This is a genomic window from Chromobacterium sphagni (genome assembly GCF_001855555.1).
GTDB classification, from domain to species: domain Bacteria; phylum Pseudomonadota; class Gammaproteobacteria; order Burkholderiales; family Chromobacteriaceae; genus Chromobacterium; species Chromobacterium sphagni.
This window is the reverse complement of the sequence record NZ_MKCT01000013.1, coordinates 1-17,605: the sequence shown is the minus strand read 5'-3', so window position 1 is coordinate 17,605 and position 17,605 is coordinate 1. Positions and strand designations below refer to the sequence as shown.

General features: G+C 61.6%; 15 protein-coding genes. 5 read left to right on the top strand and 10 right to left on the bottom strand.

The features are described from left to right. Nucleotides 1-714: 714 nt before the first annotated feature. Nucleotides 715-1,020 carry a radical SAM protein gene (locus tag BI344_RS07405; protein WP_071112337.1) on the bottom strand — a complete coding sequence of 102 codons (306 nt, stop codon included), beginning with the start codon at nt 1,018-1,020 and terminating at the stop codon, nt 715-717. Next, on the bottom strand, nt 1,002-1,232 hold the full coding sequence (locus BI344_RS24750; RefSeq protein WP_206600343.1) for a hypothetical protein: 231 nt from the start codon (nt 1,230-1,232) through the stop codon (nt 1,002-1,004). The genes BI344_RS07405 and BI344_RS24750 overlap by 19 nt, the downstream gene beginning before the upstream one ends. A gap of 394 nt (nt 1,233-1,626) precedes the next feature. Between BI344_RS24750 and BI344_RS24340 the strand changes: the two genes are divergently transcribed. The 5 genes from BI344_RS24340 to BI344_RS07380 all read left to right on the top strand — a co-directional run bounded on the left by BI344_RS24340 (nt 1,627) and on the right by BI344_RS07380 (nt 7,787). Further along, entirely contained in the window at nt 1,627-2,052 is a 426-nt protein-coding gene (locus tag BI344_RS24340) for a hypothetical protein (protein WP_158020796.1), read from the top strand. A gap of 100 nt (nt 2,053-2,152) precedes the next feature. Further along, nucleotides 2,153-3,694: an alkaline phosphatase family protein gene (locus BI344_RS07395; RefSeq protein WP_071112335.1), complete on the top strand. Its 1,542-nt coding sequence runs from the start codon at nt 2,153-2,155 to the stop codon at nt 3,692-3,694. An 899-nt stretch (nt 3,695-4,593) separates the two neighbouring features. Beyond that, nucleotides 4,594-5,943 (top strand): MATE family efflux transporter, encoded by a 1,350-nt coding sequence (locus BI344_RS07390; protein WP_071112334.1) that lies wholly within the window; start codon nt 4,594-4,596, stop codon nt 5,941-5,943. 32 nt (nt 5,944-5,975) lie between these two features. After that, nucleotides 5,976-6,953 carry an acyltransferase domain-containing protein gene (locus BI344_RS07385; protein WP_071112333.1) on the top strand — a complete coding sequence of 326 codons (978 nt, stop codon included), beginning with the start codon at nt 5,976-5,978 and terminating at the stop codon, nt 6,951-6,953. Nucleotides 6,954-7,013: 60 nt separating this feature from the next. After that, the gene (locus BI344_RS07380) at nt 7,014-7,787 is read left to right on the top strand and encodes a 4'-phosphopantetheinyl transferase family protein (protein ID WP_071112332.1); all 774 of its coding nucleotides are present in this window, start codon (nt 7,014-7,016) and stop codon (nt 7,785-7,787) included. Between the two features lie 55 nt (nt 7,788-7,842). Here the strand turns inward: BI344_RS07380 and fabD are convergent, their stop codons facing one another. From fabD to BI344_RS07340, 8 genes are all read right to left on the bottom strand, one after another. Next, a complete protein-coding gene (fabD, locus tag BI344_RS07375; RefSeq protein WP_071112331.1) occupies nt 7,843-8,961 on the bottom strand; it encodes an ACP S-malonyltransferase in 1,119 nt (372 codons plus the stop codon). Nucleotides 8,962-9,036: 75 nt separating this feature from the next. Beyond that, nucleotides 9,037-10,437, bottom strand: a complete 1,401-nt coding sequence (locus BI344_RS07370) for an amidase (protein WP_071112330.1) — start codon at nt 10,435-10,437, stop codon at nt 9,037-9,039. Nucleotides 10,438-10,445: 8 nt separating this feature from the next. Continuing rightward, entirely contained in the window at nt 10,446-10,808 is a 363-nt protein-coding gene (locus BI344_RS07365; RefSeq protein ID WP_071112329.1) for a DUF4180 domain-containing protein, read from the bottom strand. Next, nucleotides 10,809-14,159, bottom strand: a complete 3,351-nt coding sequence (locus BI344_RS07360; RefSeq protein ID WP_071112328.1) for an NACHT domain-containing protein — start codon at nt 14,157-14,159, stop codon at nt 10,809-10,811. A gap of 24 nt (nt 14,160-14,183) precedes the next feature. After that, nucleotides 14,184-14,933 (bottom strand): polyketide synthase, encoded by a 750-nt coding sequence (locus BI344_RS07355; RefSeq protein ID WP_071112327.1) that lies wholly within the window; start codon nt 14,931-14,933, stop codon nt 14,184-14,186. Nucleotide 14,934: 1 nt separating this feature from the next. Next, nucleotides 14,935-15,720, bottom strand: a complete 786-nt coding sequence (locus tag BI344_RS07350) for an enoyl-CoA hydratase/isomerase (protein WP_071112326.1) — start codon at nt 15,718-15,720, stop codon at nt 14,935-14,937. Continuing rightward, nucleotides 15,717-16,976, bottom strand: coding sequence for a hydroxymethylglutaryl-CoA synthase family protein (locus BI344_RS07345; RefSeq protein WP_277620435.1), 1,260 nt, complete (start codon nt 16,974-16,976; stop codon nt 15,717-15,719). Before BI344_RS07345 ends, BI344_RS07350 begins: the two co-directional genes overlap by 4 nt. 25 nt (nt 16,977-17,001) lie before the next feature. Next, nucleotides 17,002-17,605: beta-ketoacyl synthase N-terminal-like domain-containing protein (locus tag BI344_RS07340; protein WP_277620432.1), on the bottom strand; the 604-nt coding region annotated here is incomplete at its 5' end.

Below are 17,605 nucleotides of genomic sequence, written 5' to 3'. Positions count from 1 at the left end.
ACATGCCTTTTATGCATGGATTTTCAGATTTGGCGCAATTATGTTTCATTTAACATATTCACATTGCGAATATTGTTATGCTATTATCTTACTGGATAGAATTGATCGGTAGCGAACATTCTGTCTATCTACCCCTTTGCAGCCGCCGCGACGCGGCTTTTTTTTATCTTTAAGTTTCCCGAATTCCTGATCCATCGACATTGGGAAAATGATCGGTGATTATCGCCGGGCGGATAAGATGACTCGCCGGCGCTGTTGCCGATTGAGTACTGTGTGTACTGATGGCTTCGCCAGTGGGCTTTGGGCATGGTGAAAAAGAGCGGGCGTCTGGTTTGAGGCGGGATCATTCATCTTGCGTGGATGGCAATGTCCGGCGGGCATAGGCTCTTGCCAGCGCGTCGGGTGAATGCCGCCCCTCCGGAGAAGGGGCGGACTGGGACGGAGGAAGGAGGCGCGTCAGACGGCTCCAATCGGCTTTCTTCGCTCGACAGTGGTTCAGCACCCCATGCTGTGGCAGCCGTATAGCCGTTAGGCGCTCAGGCCGGCAGCGGGGAATGAAAAAGGCCCGCATCTTTCATCAACGCGGGCCTCGATCTACAAAACAAGCAAGTAGGTTTTAAAACGGTCAGCGGAAGCGAATGCAAGAAAATTTCTTTTTATGTCAATGATTTATAAGACAAAATCTTTATGGATAGGTTAGTGTGTAAATATTATTTATGTAAAGTATATTGCCAATATCCCAAGCCTTGACCTCATTTGCACCGCTGAGCGGTGCATTTGGCTGCCGTTGGTAATGACGACTAGACGAATTTGGCCGCGCAGGCCGAAAGCGTCGATCTGGCGCAATACCGCGTCGACTGCGGCGGGAAACTGTGGGGAAAAGGTCGGCTCGCCGTTGCCGGCGAGCGCAATGTCGCTCAAACGGCGCATGTCGGGCGTGACATGGCGCAGCATGAAGTCGCCGTGCAAAATATCCTGCAACATGGCGGTCAACTCGCGTTCTAGTTGTGCGGCGTCCACCGGCGCCGGCGCGCCGTAAGTTGGGTACTTGGCAATAGACGCAGTGCTAGTTGCAGGGGTTGTCGGGGCATCAAGTTGATGCCGATCGACACCCAGCCGGCACGATGCGACACCACCAGGTAGACGAATTGGAAACCGTCGAAGGCCAGGTCATGGTCTTGCGGGGGCAGTTGTTTGTCGGCGGGCTGAATCTGCTTGTCTGGAAGGCGCATGTCGCCGTCAGATAGGAATGGGACGACCTACGGATGGCGCACACAACAACTGACCTAAATATCAGTCAACTCGCTTCTGTGGCTTAAAACCCGCCGGTAACGCGCTTCCGTATTGAGCGCACCAACGTTCTAACCGTTTATGCCCGCCCGCCCTTTTCCACGCGGCGCGACACCGAAAATGCATAATCTATTGATTTGAAATGTATTTTTGTGAGAAATATATCTTTTATCTACAACGTCCTTGTTTTTCGGAACCGCCGCTTTCGCAATTCAAACACTTGATTTAGTTGTTATGCGTAGTCAATAGTCATATTGCATTTCTGTTTTTTAGAAAAACAAAAATGCACGGACAACCACGCCGTCCGGCCATTCAACGAATCAAGTGGAGAATCCCATGACCCGTTCGTCAAAGACGATCAAAGCTGCCTTGTTGTTCTCTCTCGCCGCCTTTGCCGCTCTGTCCGCAGCCGCACCCGGTCCGAACAACCAAACCGCACCGTCGCAAGCCGCCGGTTCGGACGTTTCTTACGTTGCTTGCTATTTCAACAATAACAACAACGTCACCTGGAAATGGGGATTGACGCCGGCTAACGACTGGTATTCGTTCTCCGGGGCGTGGTTCAAGACTCCTTACACCAAGTTGGAGAAATTCCGCGCCAAGAACGCCACCCATAGCGATCTGCGCGATGCCTGCGAGAATGCCAAGAAGTACTACAAGGTCGAGGGCGAGCTTTTCGCCCTATTCGCGGCAACCAGCAATACCGGCTCGAATTACCCGATTTTGCTTGCCAACAACGTCGAGCTTTATCCGCAGTACTAATCCTTTCGTCCTCGGTGGGGCGGACGGCTGCCCGCCCACCCCACCTTCCGGTGCATCGCGCCCTGCCGCCGGCCCCGTTGCCCTAAGTAAAGGATTCGTCATGGTCGCCTCGACGCTGCCGCAGGTAAAAAACATTGTGTTCCTGATGCTGGAGAACCGCGCTCTCGACAACGTACTCGGTTGGCTTTACAGCGCCACGTCCGCGGACATGCCGTCGTCCGCGCCGCAGCATGTCTATCCTCCGGGGAGTTCACCCCTGTTCGACGGGCTCGCGCTGGGGCGGGACAGCAATCCCGCCTACACCTGGCGCGGCGATGTGCAGCCGTACCCGGTCGTACCGGTGCCGGACAACCTAGGCGCTGACCAAGACCGCGTTCCGGCGTACGACCCCTACGAGGAAATGCGGGCCAACGCGCGCTGGAATGGTGTGTTCAACCAGTTGTTCGGCAATCAGGACATCATCGGCGGTTTGCCGATGGAATGCCAGGCGCCCACGATGCAGGGCTTCTTACAGGATTACTACGCTTGGTACATGCGCGGCTGGCAAGGGCTCGATATCTTGTGGGCTTATACCCCGGCGCAGTTGCCGGTCATCAATGGACTAGCCCGGGGGTTCGCGGTCAGCGACCGCTGGTTTTCCTCCGTACCGACGCAGACCAACCCCAACCGTGCCTTCTCCTTGTGTGGTACCTCGCTGGGGCGGGAGAGCAATGCGTTTCTCGCCATCGAGCAGTTCGACACGCCGACGGTGTTCAATTACTTGGCGCAAGCGGGCAAGAGCTGGGGGTTGTATTACACCAGCCAATGGATGGGCCGGTCTTATACTCAGTACACCTTCCCGCAGATTGCCCAGGCCGGCGGCAATTCGGAAATCGGCAATCTGACGACCTTCTTTTCCCGCGCCCAGGCCGGCACGCTGCCGGACTTCACTTATCTTGAGCCCGTCTGGGGCTATGGCAAAGGCGAACATTACACGCAAGGCACCGACTATCATCCACCAACCCACGTCAACCCCTGCGAGCAGTTCCTGCAGCAGGTTTACCAGGCGGTCCGCTCGGGGCCACAATGGCAGGATATGTTGCTGATCGTGACATTCGACGAACACGGTGGCACTTACGACCATGTCACGCCGCCCTGGGGGGCAATCAATCCGGATGGTCGGATCGGGGTGGACGGTTTTAAATTCAATTTGTTCGGCGCCCGGGTGCCGACATTGTTGATCTCGCCGTTCGTCAAACCGTCTACGGTATTTCGCGCGCCCGCCGGCAGCCGCTATCCGTTCGATCACACCTCATTGATTAAAACGCTTTTGCAATGGGCCCAGGTGGATCTTTCGGCGGTTTCGATGGGGAGGCGCATGCCCGAGGCACCGACCTTCGAAGCTGTCCTGGCGCGAGAGCACGTCAACGAGGCACCTGTGGCACCGCTCTCCCCCGTGCCCACGCTCAATGCCATGCTGCCGGCGATGCCGGGCGGCCCGCTCAACGCGCTATTCGAAGGGGTGGATTTTGTCGCCGTCAAGTCCCTGCTCGCCCATGCGCACATGGAGGATATTCTGGCTGAGCTTGCGCGCTATCGCCGCGACCCGCGACAGTTCGAAGACGAATTGATCCGGGCCGCCGCGTCGACGACGCGGCGATAGTCGGCGGGCGATGCCGTGCTTGGCACGCCGATAGGGCTCAACTCCTCCTGGTTTAGGAACTGACGTTTGGCTGCCCGCTCGTCGAGTTGGATACCATGCTCGGTAAAGAAAGTGTAAGCAAGGGCTAAGGTGGAGAGCCGTTGGCGGATGCTGCTGACTTTCAGGCCCTTGAGCCGGAACTGGGTCAGGACGTAACGGGTTGCTAGGGGAGCCGGTAGTCCGAGGGGGCCTCCGGACACGAGCAGGGGAATGTGCTCACCGGACTGCATCCGTACTTCTCGAATGGAAAACGTGGTCGCCGCACTTCTCTTGACTCGTCAGATGACAGGAATTTACGACAGCAGCACTTCCGGTGATGTGAATTTTTGACGTAAAGAAAAAGACCGGAAAAACCAAGTGCAATCTACTGATTACACAGAGTATTTCCAGTCTAATTTAACACCCTAACATGTGGTTCCGGTCAAACGGTAAGCGGAACCGGATACCAGCAAGTTGTTCTTCGGGCCGCTTGCCGGTGGGGGCAGGGGAGTGCTGAGCGCGCCATTCGGCGCGGCAAACACCGCGTTGATCTTGCAAAGGCGAGCGGTGCAGGACGGGTTTGGGAGCTGGCATTCAAGCCGCGTTGGCTTGTCGCGGAAGTCGGCCCATTCCATAAATTATGCAAATAAAATATACATTGAATAATTAAGATGAGATATGGCTATAATTGGCGATCAATGCCATAACGCCAGCATTCTTGCGGACCTGCCAGGTCTGCGCCGGGCATCCCGCTGCACCGCCATGCCCGTGGCAATAGGTGCGATGCCAATGGGGCCGCACGGGCTGATGCCTGGGCGCCGGGGTATTGATACCAATCCGTTCACCATCCTGACAACACTGCTCGGCGACAAGGGACTGACATGAAAGACCTCACTCAGGGGCCGCTGCTTCGTCACATATTGACGATGGCGATACCTATTGCGATCGGCATGATTTTCCAGACGCTTTATTATCTGATCGATCTGTACTTCATTGGCGGATTGGGCGCCAACGCGCTGGCCGGCGTCGGCGCCGCGGGCAATGCGACCTTTTTGGTCCTCGCGCTGACCCAGGTGCTTGGCGTAGGCACGGTGGCGCTGATTTCCCAGGCGGTCGGCCGCAAGGACAAGGAAGAGGCCAACATCATCTTCAACCAGTCGCTTACGTTGGCGTTGGTGTGCGGCTTGGCCGTGCTGTTGCTGGGTTATTCCCTGGCCCGGACCTATATGGGCACGGTTTCCTCCGACGCGGAAACCATAGCTGCCGGTCTGGTTTATCTGAACTGGTATATGCCCGGACTCGCGCTGCAATTCGCCCTGGTGGCGATGGGCTCGGCATTGCGCGGCACCGGGATTGTCCAGCCCACGCTGATCGTCCAGTTGCTGAGCGTCATCATCAACGCCTTTCTGGCTCCTATCCTGATCGCCGGCTGGCTGACCCATCATCCGATGGGCGTGGCCGGAGCGGGCCTGGCCAGCACGCTTGCGTTGCTGGCGGGGGTGCTGGCCTTGGGGATTTACTTTCGCCGTCTCGAACACTATGTCGGGTTTGATCGCAAGCTATTGGCGCCCAGGTGGCGCGACTGGGGCCGCATGCTGTCGATCGGCCTGCCGGCCGGCGGGGAGTATGCGCTGATGTTCGTGTTTTCCGCGATCATCTACTGGGCGATCCGCGATTTCGGCGCGGACGCGCAGGCCGCTTTCGGCGCGAGCTCGCGCCTGGTGCAGGGCTTGATCCTGCCTGCGATGGCCGTGGCCTTCGCGGCCGGCCCCATCGTCGGGCAGAACTTCGGTGCCGGCCTGGCGAATAGGGTCCGCGCTTGTTTCGGCGCCGCGATGCTGCTGATCAGCATGCTGATGGTGCCGCTGGCCTTGTTTGTCTATTGGCGGGCGGAGGGACTGATCGGCTACTTTGCCAAGGATCCGGAGGTCATCGGTCTTGGCGTGCAGTTTCTGCACATCGTCTGCTGGGGCTTTATCGCCCAGGGCGCGATCTTCACATGTTCCAGCGTGTTCCAGGGCCTGGGCAATACTCAGCCGGCGCTGCAGAGCTCCGCCGTGCGCTTGTTCACCTTCGCCATGCCCATCGTATGGCTGTCGACGCAAAGCGGCTTCCGTATCGAACTGGTCTGGTACTTCTCGCTCGGCAGCACGTTCATTCAGGCCTTGGTCAGCCTGCTGTTGTTGCGCCGGCAATTCGCCCACCGCCTGATACCGGCGATCGCATCGTGAGTTGATTCCCGGTTCCGGAAAGGAGGAGCTTAGTGTCAAAGCCCAAGATCGCCTTTATGTTCTCTGGACAGGGATCGCAGTATTTCCAGATGGGACAGCGGCTTTATCAGCGGCAGCGGGTGTTCCGCCACTGGATGGATCGTCTGGACGGCACGGTGCGGCAGTCCGTCGGCCTGTCGGTCGTCGACGCCCTCTACCATCAACAACGGGGCAAGGCCGATAGTTTCGATCGCACCCTGCTGAGCCACCCGGCGATTTTCATGGTCGAATACTCGCTGGCGCAGGCGCTGCTGGCCGAGCAGCTTGAGCCCGACATCCTGATCGGCGCCAGCCTGGGCACATTCGTGGCGGCGGCCGTCGCCGGTTGCGTCGATTGCGATCAGGCGCTGACGATGTTGCTTAGCCATGCCCAGGTGCTGGAGGCGCATTGCGAGCGCGGCGCGATGATCGCGGTGCTGGCCAATGCGCGCTTGTACGACGAGTTGGGGCTGAGCTCCTACGGCGAGCTGGCCGCGATCAACTTCGACTCTCATTTCGTGATATCCACCTCCATGTCCGGCGCGCTGGAGGTGGAGCGGATCTTGAATGGCCGGAACGTGCTGTTCCAGCGGCTGCCGGTTTCATTTGCGTTTCATTCCGCCTGGCTTGAGACGGCCGAACGCTGGCTCGATACCCATCTGCAGACGATGCCTATGGCCAAGGCGCGGATTCCCATCGCTTGCTGCATGCGCGCCGGCCTGGTGGAGTCCGTGGCTGGCGATCATCTACCGATGGTGATGCGCAAGCCCATCCAGTTCCAGAAAACCATCGAATATCTGGAAACGACGGGACCGTACGAATATGTCGACGTGGGGCCGTCGGGCACCTTGGCCACATTCGTAAAGTACGTTTATCCGCCGGGATCAACGCAGTCCCGGACTCATGTCATGCTGACTCCGTTTGACCGCGATCTGGAAAACTTTTCCGCGGTGGTCGAGACGCTGGCCGCGCATCGGTCCTTTGCCATTTGAGCTCGGTCGATGGGCGCGTGGGTCGATGCTTTCCGCCGGCAGTCCGGGGCCGGAGAGCCCATGGCTGACTGGCGTGGCATCGATCTGTGGTGCGCATTTCCGGGCCGCATCGCGGATGCCGCGCTATTGCGCGAATATCATGGCCTATTGAGCGAAACGGAGCGGGCGCGGCAGCGGCGGCTGTATTTCGAGCGAGACAGGCATCGCTTTCTGGTCACACGGGTTCTGGTGCGGATGGTGTTGTCGAAATACGCGCCGCTAGAGCCGACGCAATGGCTGTTCAGCGCGAACCGGCACGGAAGGCCGGAGATCGCCAATCCCGAGCCGGGGGCCAGGTCGATTGTGTTCAATGTCAGCCATTCGATGGATTTGATCATGCTGGGCGTGACGCGAGGCCGGGCGCTGGGCCTGGATGTCGAGGGCGTGCGCGAGCAGGCGGCGTCCCTGGGCATCGCGGAGCGCTTCTTCGCCCCGGACGAGGCGCGGGAGTTGCACGCGCAGCCTGCCCATCACCGGCAGCGGCGCTTCTTCGAGTACTGGACCTTGAAAGAGTCGTACATCAAGGCGCGCGGCATGGGGCTGTCCATTCCGCTGGACCACTTCAGTTTTCATTTTCCGGGCGACAGCGGGATACGGCTGGCCATGCGCGCCGATCAGCAGGACTGGGCGGCGCGCTGGCATTTCTGGCAATTCGGCCTTGAACGGGACTACCTGACTGCGGTGTGCGCCGAGAGCATGCCTGGCGGTCCGCCGTCCCTGTCGGTTAGGACCATCGTGCCGATGGTGTCGGAGCGGCGGCAGGACTGGCGCTTGCTGAGATCGACCGAGGCCTAGCGCCGCGCCGAAGCCGAAGGCCGGCTTGTGTCCGGCGTCGGCGCGTCGTTTCGGTCTACAGGCCCGCTTTGGCCGGATGCACTTCGTTTAATTCAAAGTAGCCGTTATAGCCCTCGAGATAGATGGCCGCGCGATGTCCGAACAGAGGCAAGGCCTTGCTGCGGGTGATCAAGATCTGGTCGTAGGAGGCCACTTCCACCTGGGTGCCGACGGGATGGTGCAAATTCCATTCGTCGATCTGCCGGTGCAAGGCCGCCTGTTCGGCCTCTCGGTCATAGTGCGGCGAGGAGGGGGCCACAGCGATGGCGGCGGGCTGTTCGGCAGTGGACGGCGCATGCTGGCGGATCGCGCCGATCAGGCGTGTCAGCACCTGGCCGACACCCAGCTCATGGAACGCTGTCTCGCCCTGATCCAGCAAATAGCGGATCGATTTGGTCCACTGAACCGAATGCGTGATCTGGGCCGCCAGATTGGACTGGATGTCGCCGGGCCGATAGGGCAAGCCGTCGACATTGGAAATGACCGGGATAGACAGCGGAGAAAATGAGAAACCCCGCAGATAGGCTTCAAACTCGCGCTTGGCTGGCTCCATATAGCGCGAGTGAAAGGCGCCGCTGGTGTTCAATGGCACATAGCGGACGGGACCGTTTTCAAAAAACGCGGCGGCGCGTTCGATATCTTCGCTCAGGCCGGAAAGAATGGTCTGCGTCGGCGCATTGAGGTTGGCGATGTCGATGGTGGAGAGCCCGTTGGCGCTCAGCCGCTCGCGCACGTCGGCTTCCGTCATGCCGATGACTGCCGCCATGCCGCCTTTCGGCGCCGAACTCATCAGCGCGCCGCGTTTGCCGACCAGCTTCAGCCCGTCCGAGAAGCTCATGGCGCCGGCCGCTTCGAGGGCGTTGTATTCGCCCAGGCTGTGCCCGGCCAGATAGTTCGGCTTGTCGCCTGCCTCCTGCTGTTTCTTCCGGTAGGAGAGCGCATTGACCACGTACAGGGCGGGCTGGGTAAAGCGGGTGTCGTTCAATTGCTGATGCGGATCCTCGACACAGAGCTGCTTGATCGAATAGCCGAGCAGCTGGCTCGCCGTTTCGGTCAGCTCCGGGAACAGATCGAACAAGTCCGCTCCCATGCCCTTGAACTGGGAACCTTGTCCCGGAAAGACATATACACTCATCTGCCTATCTCCTAATCGCGGTATGGAATGATTGGATACGTGTCCGCCGCCGCTTTGTCGGCGCTTTCCTGGCGGTCATGTGGCCAGCGGCATGGTGCTGCCTATTCTCTCGGCGATATGCGCAGCCGTCCGTAACAGGGCCGTGTCCTGTTCGCGCCGGCCAACCACCTGGATGCCGATGGGCAGGCCGTTCCGATCCCGGCCTATTGGAATCGCCACGCTTGGGCAGCCCAGGAAATTGGCGAGAAATGCAAACCCGCCGGTGGCGTGCCAATAGCTGTAGCGCTTGGACTTGCCGCGGTGACGGATAGGAATCGGGCGACCCGATTTCTGATGATGGAAGGCGGCAGTCGGGGTGGCCGGTAGCGCCCAGCAATCGAATTGCTGGGCAAAGCGATCGAATAGATCGACTTGTTCCCGCTGATCCGCCTTCAGTTTTTTGTAGTTGGCCTCGATGCCGCCGCTGAACACGGAGCGGGCGGATTCGAAAAGCCAGAACAGTTTGTGCAATCCCGGACTGCTCTCCCTGGGGGAGAACTCGTACATATTCAACATGAAGTATTTAAAATTCAGGAAGTGCAAATCGAGGGGGGGCTCGACTTTCTCGACACTCGCGCCGCTGTCGCTCAGGGTTCGGTATGCCGCTTCCAGCGCCGACGAAACCTCGTCGTCCATCAACTGGCGCGGGAATTCGCCGGTCCAGGCTATCCGGGGCGCATGTTGGGGGGCGGCGTCAATGCCGTAGGGTTCGCCGGACAATATCGAATAGCTCAGTGCCAGATCACGCACCGAGCGCGCAATGGCGCCGACCACGGTCAGGCTGTCTTCCCGCGCGGGATCGCCCAACGGCGGGATCAGGCCATCGCGCGCTATTTTCCCGATCGACGGCTTGAAGCCGTAGACCCCGCAATAGCTTGCCGGGACGCGGATGCTGCCGCCGCTATCGCTGCCTAGGCCTAGCGGCGAGAGGCCTAGCGCGACCGCGGCGGCTTCCCCGCCGGAACTGCCGCCCGCGGTGCGGCCGGCCTCCCATGGATTGCCGGTGGTGCCGAAAATATCGTTCCTGGTTTGAAGATCGCTGCAGAGGGGGGCGCAGTTCGACTTGCCGATGACGATGGCGCCGGCGTTCTTGAGGCGGGCGACGGCGTCTGCGTCGCGGTCCGGCACCGAGTCGCGCAGCGGCGCGTAGCCGGCCGTGGTCCGCAGGCCGGCGGTTCTGAATGAGTCCTTGACCGTGATCGGCACGCCATGCAACGGCCCCCAGCTCTGGCCCCGGGCCTGCGCCAGGTCCGCCTCGCGCGCGCGCTGCAGCGCCCGCGGACGGTCCAGGGAGACGAGGGCGTTGTACTTGCCGTTCAGCCGGTCTATTCGCTCGAACAGCGATTGCACGGCCTCCTCGGAAGTGCACGTCCCTTTCCGTATAGCTTCCGCCAGGGCGGTGGCGTCAAGCTGGGCGACATCGTTTGCGAGTTCCATGAAATCCTCTAGCTGTGGCTGAGATACCGGATTGCCTCATCGATGCAGGAGACGAAGAAGACCTGCTTGCCCCGGTTGCTTTCCACGATGAAGTCGCGCAGGCTGCTGCTGGTGTATTTCGAGAAATTGCCGATGATGGCGATTTTTTGCCGGTAGTTGACGAACATCTGCAATAACTCTCCGGCCAGACCGGTTTTGAGCTGGAAGAAATCGGGATGCAGGCAGGCTTCCTCCACCGCGATCCCGGTCAGATTGCCGTGTCCGTGTCCCATCATCACATCCAGCGCGTCCTGCCTGGTCTTGATTGGCGCGTCGGTGGAGAGCACGTGCGCCACACGGATTGAATCGCGCTCTATCAATTTGATTTCCATTCAATGTGTCCATTGTTGAGGTGGATAGTCTTGCGGCCGGACGATCTCGTCGCCAAGCTCCCGGTCGATATGGCGCTGGAAGGCTTCGGCGCCCAGCGCCTGTTCCATCTGCAACAGCCGTTCGCGCAATGGTTGTATATGAGGAGCCGAGCCGGCCTGTATCGCGCGCGTCCACAGTTTGCAGTAGTGGGGGATGGCCGCGGCGTAATTTTCCTGCTGGAAATGGATGTCGGCTTGCAGTCCGTCCAGCGCGTCGCCGAACAGCTTCGCTTCCTTCATCGTCTTGAGCCGGTCAAGCGCGGCCTGGGCATCGGGCGAGGCGTGGCGCGCGGTGCGTGACAGCGCGATGTCGAACAGCTGCTGGGCGTGCAGTCCGGGCGGAGCGTCCTGGTAGGGGATGTCATTGAGTATGCGCTCCTCCAGGCTCAGCGCCTGCTCATGCATGCCCGATTCGACATGGCAGCGCACCAGGGCCTTCAGCGTTTGTATCACTTTGAGCCAGGCCGAGTGCCGGGTATAGATGGACAGCGCGAGCTGGTTGACGGCGATGGCCGCTGGCCAGTCCTGTCTTTGCTGATAATGCAGGTCGAGGAAGGCAGTCGCCTGCTGAAACAGCGGCGCCTGCCTCCTGTCGATCGCTTCCGCTTCCGCTTCCGCCTCCGCCTGTGCGTCGAGCCAGGCCTGCCAGTAGCCGGCGGCCTGCCTCAGGCATGGGCTGGTTTGCGCCTCCTTGGCCGCAAGCGTGCTCAGCGCCAGCGTCAGCCAGGCCAGGGCGGCTTCTGTCGGGGGCGGCTCGTAGGGCCGCAATATGTCCGTGGAGCGCTCCAGCAGTTTCAGCGACCATTCCGCGCTTTCCTCGCCCAACTGCGCTTGCCGCATCAATTGCTCGAGGGCGTGCTTGCTGCTCAGGAACTGGCGATAGTCATGTGCGAACCATAGTTTTTCAAGATGCAGCGCCCAATGCCTGCGGTTCATCAGCAGATAATGGGCAAGCGGGGGATTCTGCTGGCCGTTCAGGTGATTGCTCAACAGACGGACGCCTTCGCAGAGCGCCTGGCTGAAGAAAAGGCTGGCGCCTGCCACCGCGCCGAGCTTGTCCTGCTCCCGCCGTTTTTGTCGTAAAAAGGCTTGGCAGCGGGCATCGATCTGTCTGCCATGAGGCAGCCGAGTCAGAAAACCTTGTCGTTCCCATTGCGCGATGATCTGGGAGAACACCGCCGCCGGGTCGCCGACGAGGGCAAGCAGCTTCTTCGCCGGCTCGAAGGGCTCTTTCTGGTCGATCGCCACCATCAGCAGCTCGAGCAGCAAGCCATCCACTTCAGCGCACAGCAGCAGCAGCGTCTGCCATGGCGCCGACAGGCACGACCATTGCCATTGATAAAACGCCGCCACGACGGAGCCCTGTCGCGGCATGCGCCGTTCAAGCTCCTGGGCCAGCTCCGATGCGGCGGACGTCTCCAGCAACGGCAGCGCGTGCTTGATCAGGAAGGGGTTGCCTCGGCAGGCCGCGAGCAGGGCTGGCCAGCCGTCGTCGTCGTCGCGGCCGCTTAGCCGGCGGTTGCGCAATTGCTCCGTGGCCAGCATGTCCGCTTCCTGCGGCAGCAGGGGCCGCAACGGAATGTCGACGACGGACGGTCCGGTTTGAGCGTGGCCGTCTTGATGGCTCTGGATGAGGATGTGTCCATCTTCCAGCAAGGTTTCGATGAACTGTTCCAGCGTCTGCCGGTCGGCCCGTTCCAGCGGCCCGGCCTCGGCTGTCAGAGCCGGCAGGCCATCCAGGACGAAGCAGCAACGCAGGCTTTTCAGCGCCATTCTGGCCTGAGGCAGCTGGTCTCGGCTCAGCTCGAGAACCGGCGCGATCATTTCCAGCATGTTGTCGACGGTGTAGCTTTCGTTGCCGAAGTCGAAATAGAAGGCGAAGTCTATGCAGCCCCGCTGGGACAGATATAGCGCGATGCGATGCGCTTGATGGGTTTTGCCGATTCCGGCCGGGCCGGTGAGGGCCAGCGACCGCCTGGATAGCTTGAGCGCGTGCAGGATGGACAACGCCGCGCCGCCGCCCGCCAGCTCAGCCAGCGGGGGCAGCAGCGAGGACTTGAAGCCCATCAGTCGCTGGCGGGCCTGGACCAGGGTTTGCGATTCCGCCAGCGGCGCGCTGGTCTGCGGCGATTCGAAGAAGCCGAGGGATTGGCCGCCGTAATGGACGATCAACGGCCATGCCGGCGGCGCCGAACCTTGCGATGCGAAACGAGATGCGCGCTCAGGCGAGGACAGGCTGGCTCTGGCGGCGGTGACGGCGCGCTCCAGGGACAAGCCGGCGGCCAGACCTTGGTAGATCTGGCTGAAGCAATGGCCGCTGGTCCAGGGATCGGCCGAACCGGCCGTGCCCAGCACATTGCCCAGGCCGGCATGGCTGGCGGCGGCGGCCGCCGCGCTCAGGCCGGCGGCGACCGGCGCGGGTTGGCCGTCGCGGAAGCAGGCGCGGATATCCAGGCACAGCATGGCGGCGTTCTGCCGCCGCAGCAGCCGGGCGAGATCGGCGATGCCGAGGCGCTGTTCGGCGCCGCTCGCGTCCCGCAGCTGAAGGCAGGCCTGCTCGCCGTCCAGGATGATGTCGCCGTCGTAGTGGGCGATATGGACGGGTTGGGACGGGTCGCTCAATCGTTGCTGCAATCGCTCCCGGCTGCTTGCCGGGAAAATTTCATAGTCGATGGCGCCTTCGGTGGTGAAGGCCACCGCGCTGGATTCCAGCGCGGTGTCGGCGGCGGGCGCGGCCGTTCTCGATGCGATGTGCAGTATGCGCAGCGGCGCGGGCGGCGCTGCTTTCGCCACCTGGGGCGTGCCCAGCTGCCGGTTCAGCTCGGCTACCGCGTCCGGCACGGGCGCGACCACTTTCAAGCCATATTCCCGTTCCGCGTATTCCTTCGGGTGGCCTGGGCCGCGGAAACGGCGGATGAAGGCCTGAGCGTGCAATGCCAGCGGGGCCTGGCCGGTCGGCAGTCTCAGCAGCTCCCAGGGTTGGGCCAGAAAACCGGGGCGGGCTGATTCTATCAGCACCGAGAGCTGGGCGGCGTCCTGCTGGCCGATGGCGGCCAGCGCCTCGTTCAATGCGGGATGTTCGCCTGCCAGGCGACTGCCGAAGTCTGTGCCCGAGGCGAGCAGCGCTTCGGCGGCAGGGGCCGCTTGTCTGGCGGCGAAGTGCCGCTCCAGCGCCTGCCGGGCCTGCTCGGCGATGGCCGCGATGTCGCCGCCGGTGACGCAGTGGACGCGGACGGCGGCGTTTTCAAACGAGATTTCTATGGCGTCGCCGCGATCATCGGCGGCGGGCTTGTCCGTGATTTTCAATAGCATAGTGTTTCCGGTGGATGGGCTGCGTCACTGGCCGAACAGCGTCTGGATTCGAGTCTTGACTTCTTCGTGATGAAAGGTCTGATCGTGCATTTCCACCTCCTGGTCCGCGATGGCCGGGAGGCGCCGCCGCAGGTCGGCGACCAGATGGTTTTTCAGTATCACCAGCGAGCGGCGAGGTTTTTCCGCAAGCTGTCGCGCCAGATCGTGGGCGTAGGACAGCACTTCGCTTCTGGGGAGGACGGGGAAGGGAATGCCGCGTTGAGTCAGTTCCGCTCCGCGGAAATTGCCGGCCGCCATCAGCATTTCCTGGGCTAGCGGCAGTCCCAGCTTCTCTCTGAGGATCAGCGTGGAGCCGAAGCCCGGCGTGAAGCCGTATTTCATGAAGTTGGTGGTGTAGACGCTTTCGCGGCTCATGACGACGAAGTCGGAGAACAAACCCAGCACGAAGCCGCCCCCGATGCCATGCCCCTGCATGGCGGCGATCACCGGAACCTCGCAGGCGAGCGGGAGGTTGTAGATCGGCGTGTCGGTGAATTTCCCCTTGCCGCCGGAAAGACTCAGCAGGCCCTCTTGTGTGCCGCCGGAACAGAAATAGGTGTCGTAGCCTGTCAGAACGACCACCTTGCATTCCGGATCGGCGGCGATGTCGCGGAACGCGTCCATCAGTCCGGTGCAGATGCCGGGTGAGAAGGTGTTCTTGTGTTCCCTGTCTTCCAGCGTGATCTGCACGATGGATGGGGAGACATGGGTGCAGTGGACGACGGTGGCGCTCATGCTAGGCGGACTCCCATGGGAAAATGCCATGTTCGACGTAGCGCACGATGCTGGCGATATTGCGCGGATCGGAAAACACCACTTTATTGGCGGCCAGCGCCAGCGGTTTGTCGGCGGCCAGCGACCGGCTTAGTTCGCTGGAAAAGCGCTTGTAGCGGGCGATGGCGGTCTTGTCCAGGCGCCGGAGCCGGGACAGATGGCGGCGCAGCAGCGCTTCGCTATTGGCCTCGCTGGCGTCGATCAGCCCCCAGGCCGTGGCCTGGGCGGCGTCTATCGGATGGGTCGACAGCGTCATGTAGTGCGCTTTTTGCCAACCGATGCGGCGGGCCAGAAAGGGCAGCACGCAGGCCGGCATCAGCCCGAACAGCAGCTCGGACAGACTGAACGCGGCGCTGTCGTCGGCCAGCGCGATGTCGCTGGCCGCTACAAAGCCTATGCCTCCGGCGTTGGCCTTGCCGCGCACGTGTGCGATGACGATATAAGGTCCGGACGCCAGTCGCAGCCACAATTCGTACAAGGGTTCGGGGCCTGCCGCGGCTTGTCCGGCGGCGGGCTGGCCGTTGGCGGCCCGGATCGCGGCGAAGTCGGCGCCGAAGCAGAATACCTCCGGCAGGCCCTCGATCACCACGATGGTGATCGACTCTTCGCAAGCATCCAGCACATCGGAGATGTCGGCGATCAATTGGGCATTGATGGTGTTTTGCGCCTCGGGCCGATGCAGCTGCAGAACGCAGATCGGATGCTGGTAGCGCACTCGCAAGGTCTGATAACGGGCCTCGGCGGTCATGACGCCCACTCGTACTGGCGGTGGAAGTCCTTGATTTCTTTGAGGATAAGGTGCTTGGCGCCGTTTTTCTGCCGGCGGGCGCCCGGTATGGCGCCGTCGTCTACCTTGACATTGCGGGTGCCGAACTTGATCTGGCTGTTGCCGCGCAGCAGATAGTCGTACTCCTCCATCGACAGTCGATGCCGCTCTCCGAGCCGTTGTTCGATTTTCAGCTGCTTGAGCGTGGACTGGCTTTCATGGCGGACGATGCCGCTCAGAAACTCCGAACAGCAGCCGGAACCGTAGGAAAAGTAGCCGATGCGGGCCGGGTTGCGGAAATCGCCGTGATCTATGGTGCTGGCGAGCGACAGCAGGGCGGTGGCGCCCATGATGTTGCCGACGCGACGGCAATATGTCAGGCCGGGCGCGACCCGCTGTTCGAAGTCTTCCTCGATCGCGGCCGGTTTGGCGCCGGTCATCTTGCGCATCATGGTGCGGTGCGCGCCCTTGACCATGCCGCCGAAAGGCGTGTGGAAAGACAGGTACTGGAAGGAGCGGGCGTAGTCGACGTCGTGCACTCGCTTCTTGTATTCCAGGAACGCGTTCTCGCAACAGTCCAGATAGGACAGAAGCGACAGGTCGGCGTTGCCGGCCTCCAGGTCCGGGGCGGGGCGGCAGGTGTCCATGACCTCGTAGCCATAGTAGCCGCTGGCCCCGACATCGATCTGGAAAACCTGCGGTCGGTCGCTGACCAGCATGGCGACCGCTCCGGCGCCGGCGCTCGGCTCCGCGAACGACCATTCCTCGGCCGGCTCATTGTCGCCGTCGGCGATCATGTAGCGGGAAATGTCGGTGGCCACCACCAGGGCCTTGGCTCCCGGGGAAACTTGCGACAGGATGAAGTTCACTGCCATTTGCAGGCCGGCTGTGCCCGAATAGCAGGCCTGCTTGATTTCGAACAGCCGGCAGTTCTTGCTCAGTCCAAGGTAGTGGTGCAGATAGGTGCTGATCGACTTGCCGAAATCGACTCCGGATTCCGAGCAGGTGATCAGCATTTCGATGCGGCTTTTTTCCTGCTCGGAAAGCGCGTCGACGATGGGGCGGGCGGCGTTGGCGCCGAATGTCACCGGATCCTCGTAGGGGAGGGCGACTGATTTCTCGCTCATCAGCAGCGCCTGGAACCGCGCGCTGTCGAGCTTGCGTCTTTGCGCTAGCGCGTTTACATCCAGGCACGCGGTTCCGCCGAATACATTCATTGCTTCTATGCCAACCGACATCATGAAATAGTTCTCCCGGCAATCTTTAGGAATAGGACCGCAGGCAAAGCGCGGTATTGATGCCGCCGAATCCCATGCTCAGCGTCAGCGCGGTGTCGATGGCGCTGGCCACGCTGCGTTCGCGCACCCAGTTCAGCGATGGCGCGATTGGATCGACCAGGTTCTTGGTCGGATGCAGCCGTCCCGCCTTCATCTGCAGCAGGGTGGCGACGATTTCGACGGCGCCGGCGGCGCTCAGGCCGTGGCCGACTATCGACTTGGTCGCGTTGAGGTAGGCGTGGGAAAGTCCGCAGGACTGGATGGCCCTGAGCTCGGTCTCGTCGCCCAGCGGCGCGCCAGTGCCGTGGGTGTTGACATAGTCGATGTCTATTGCAGCGCGGCCGGCGCGCTGCAGCGCCATCCGGATCGCGCGCGCCTCGCCTTCCGGCGACGGATCGGGCTGCCGGTTGGCGTCCATCGCCACTCCCCAGCCCGCCAGCCGGGCATAGGGAACGGCGCCGCGCCGTTGCGCCGACGCCTCGGACTCGACCACCACCACGCCGCAGCACTCGCCGTAGATGAAGCCGTCGCGGTCGCGGTCGAAGGGCCGGCAGGCAAGCTCGGGCTGCTCGGCGAAGCGGTCCGACCCC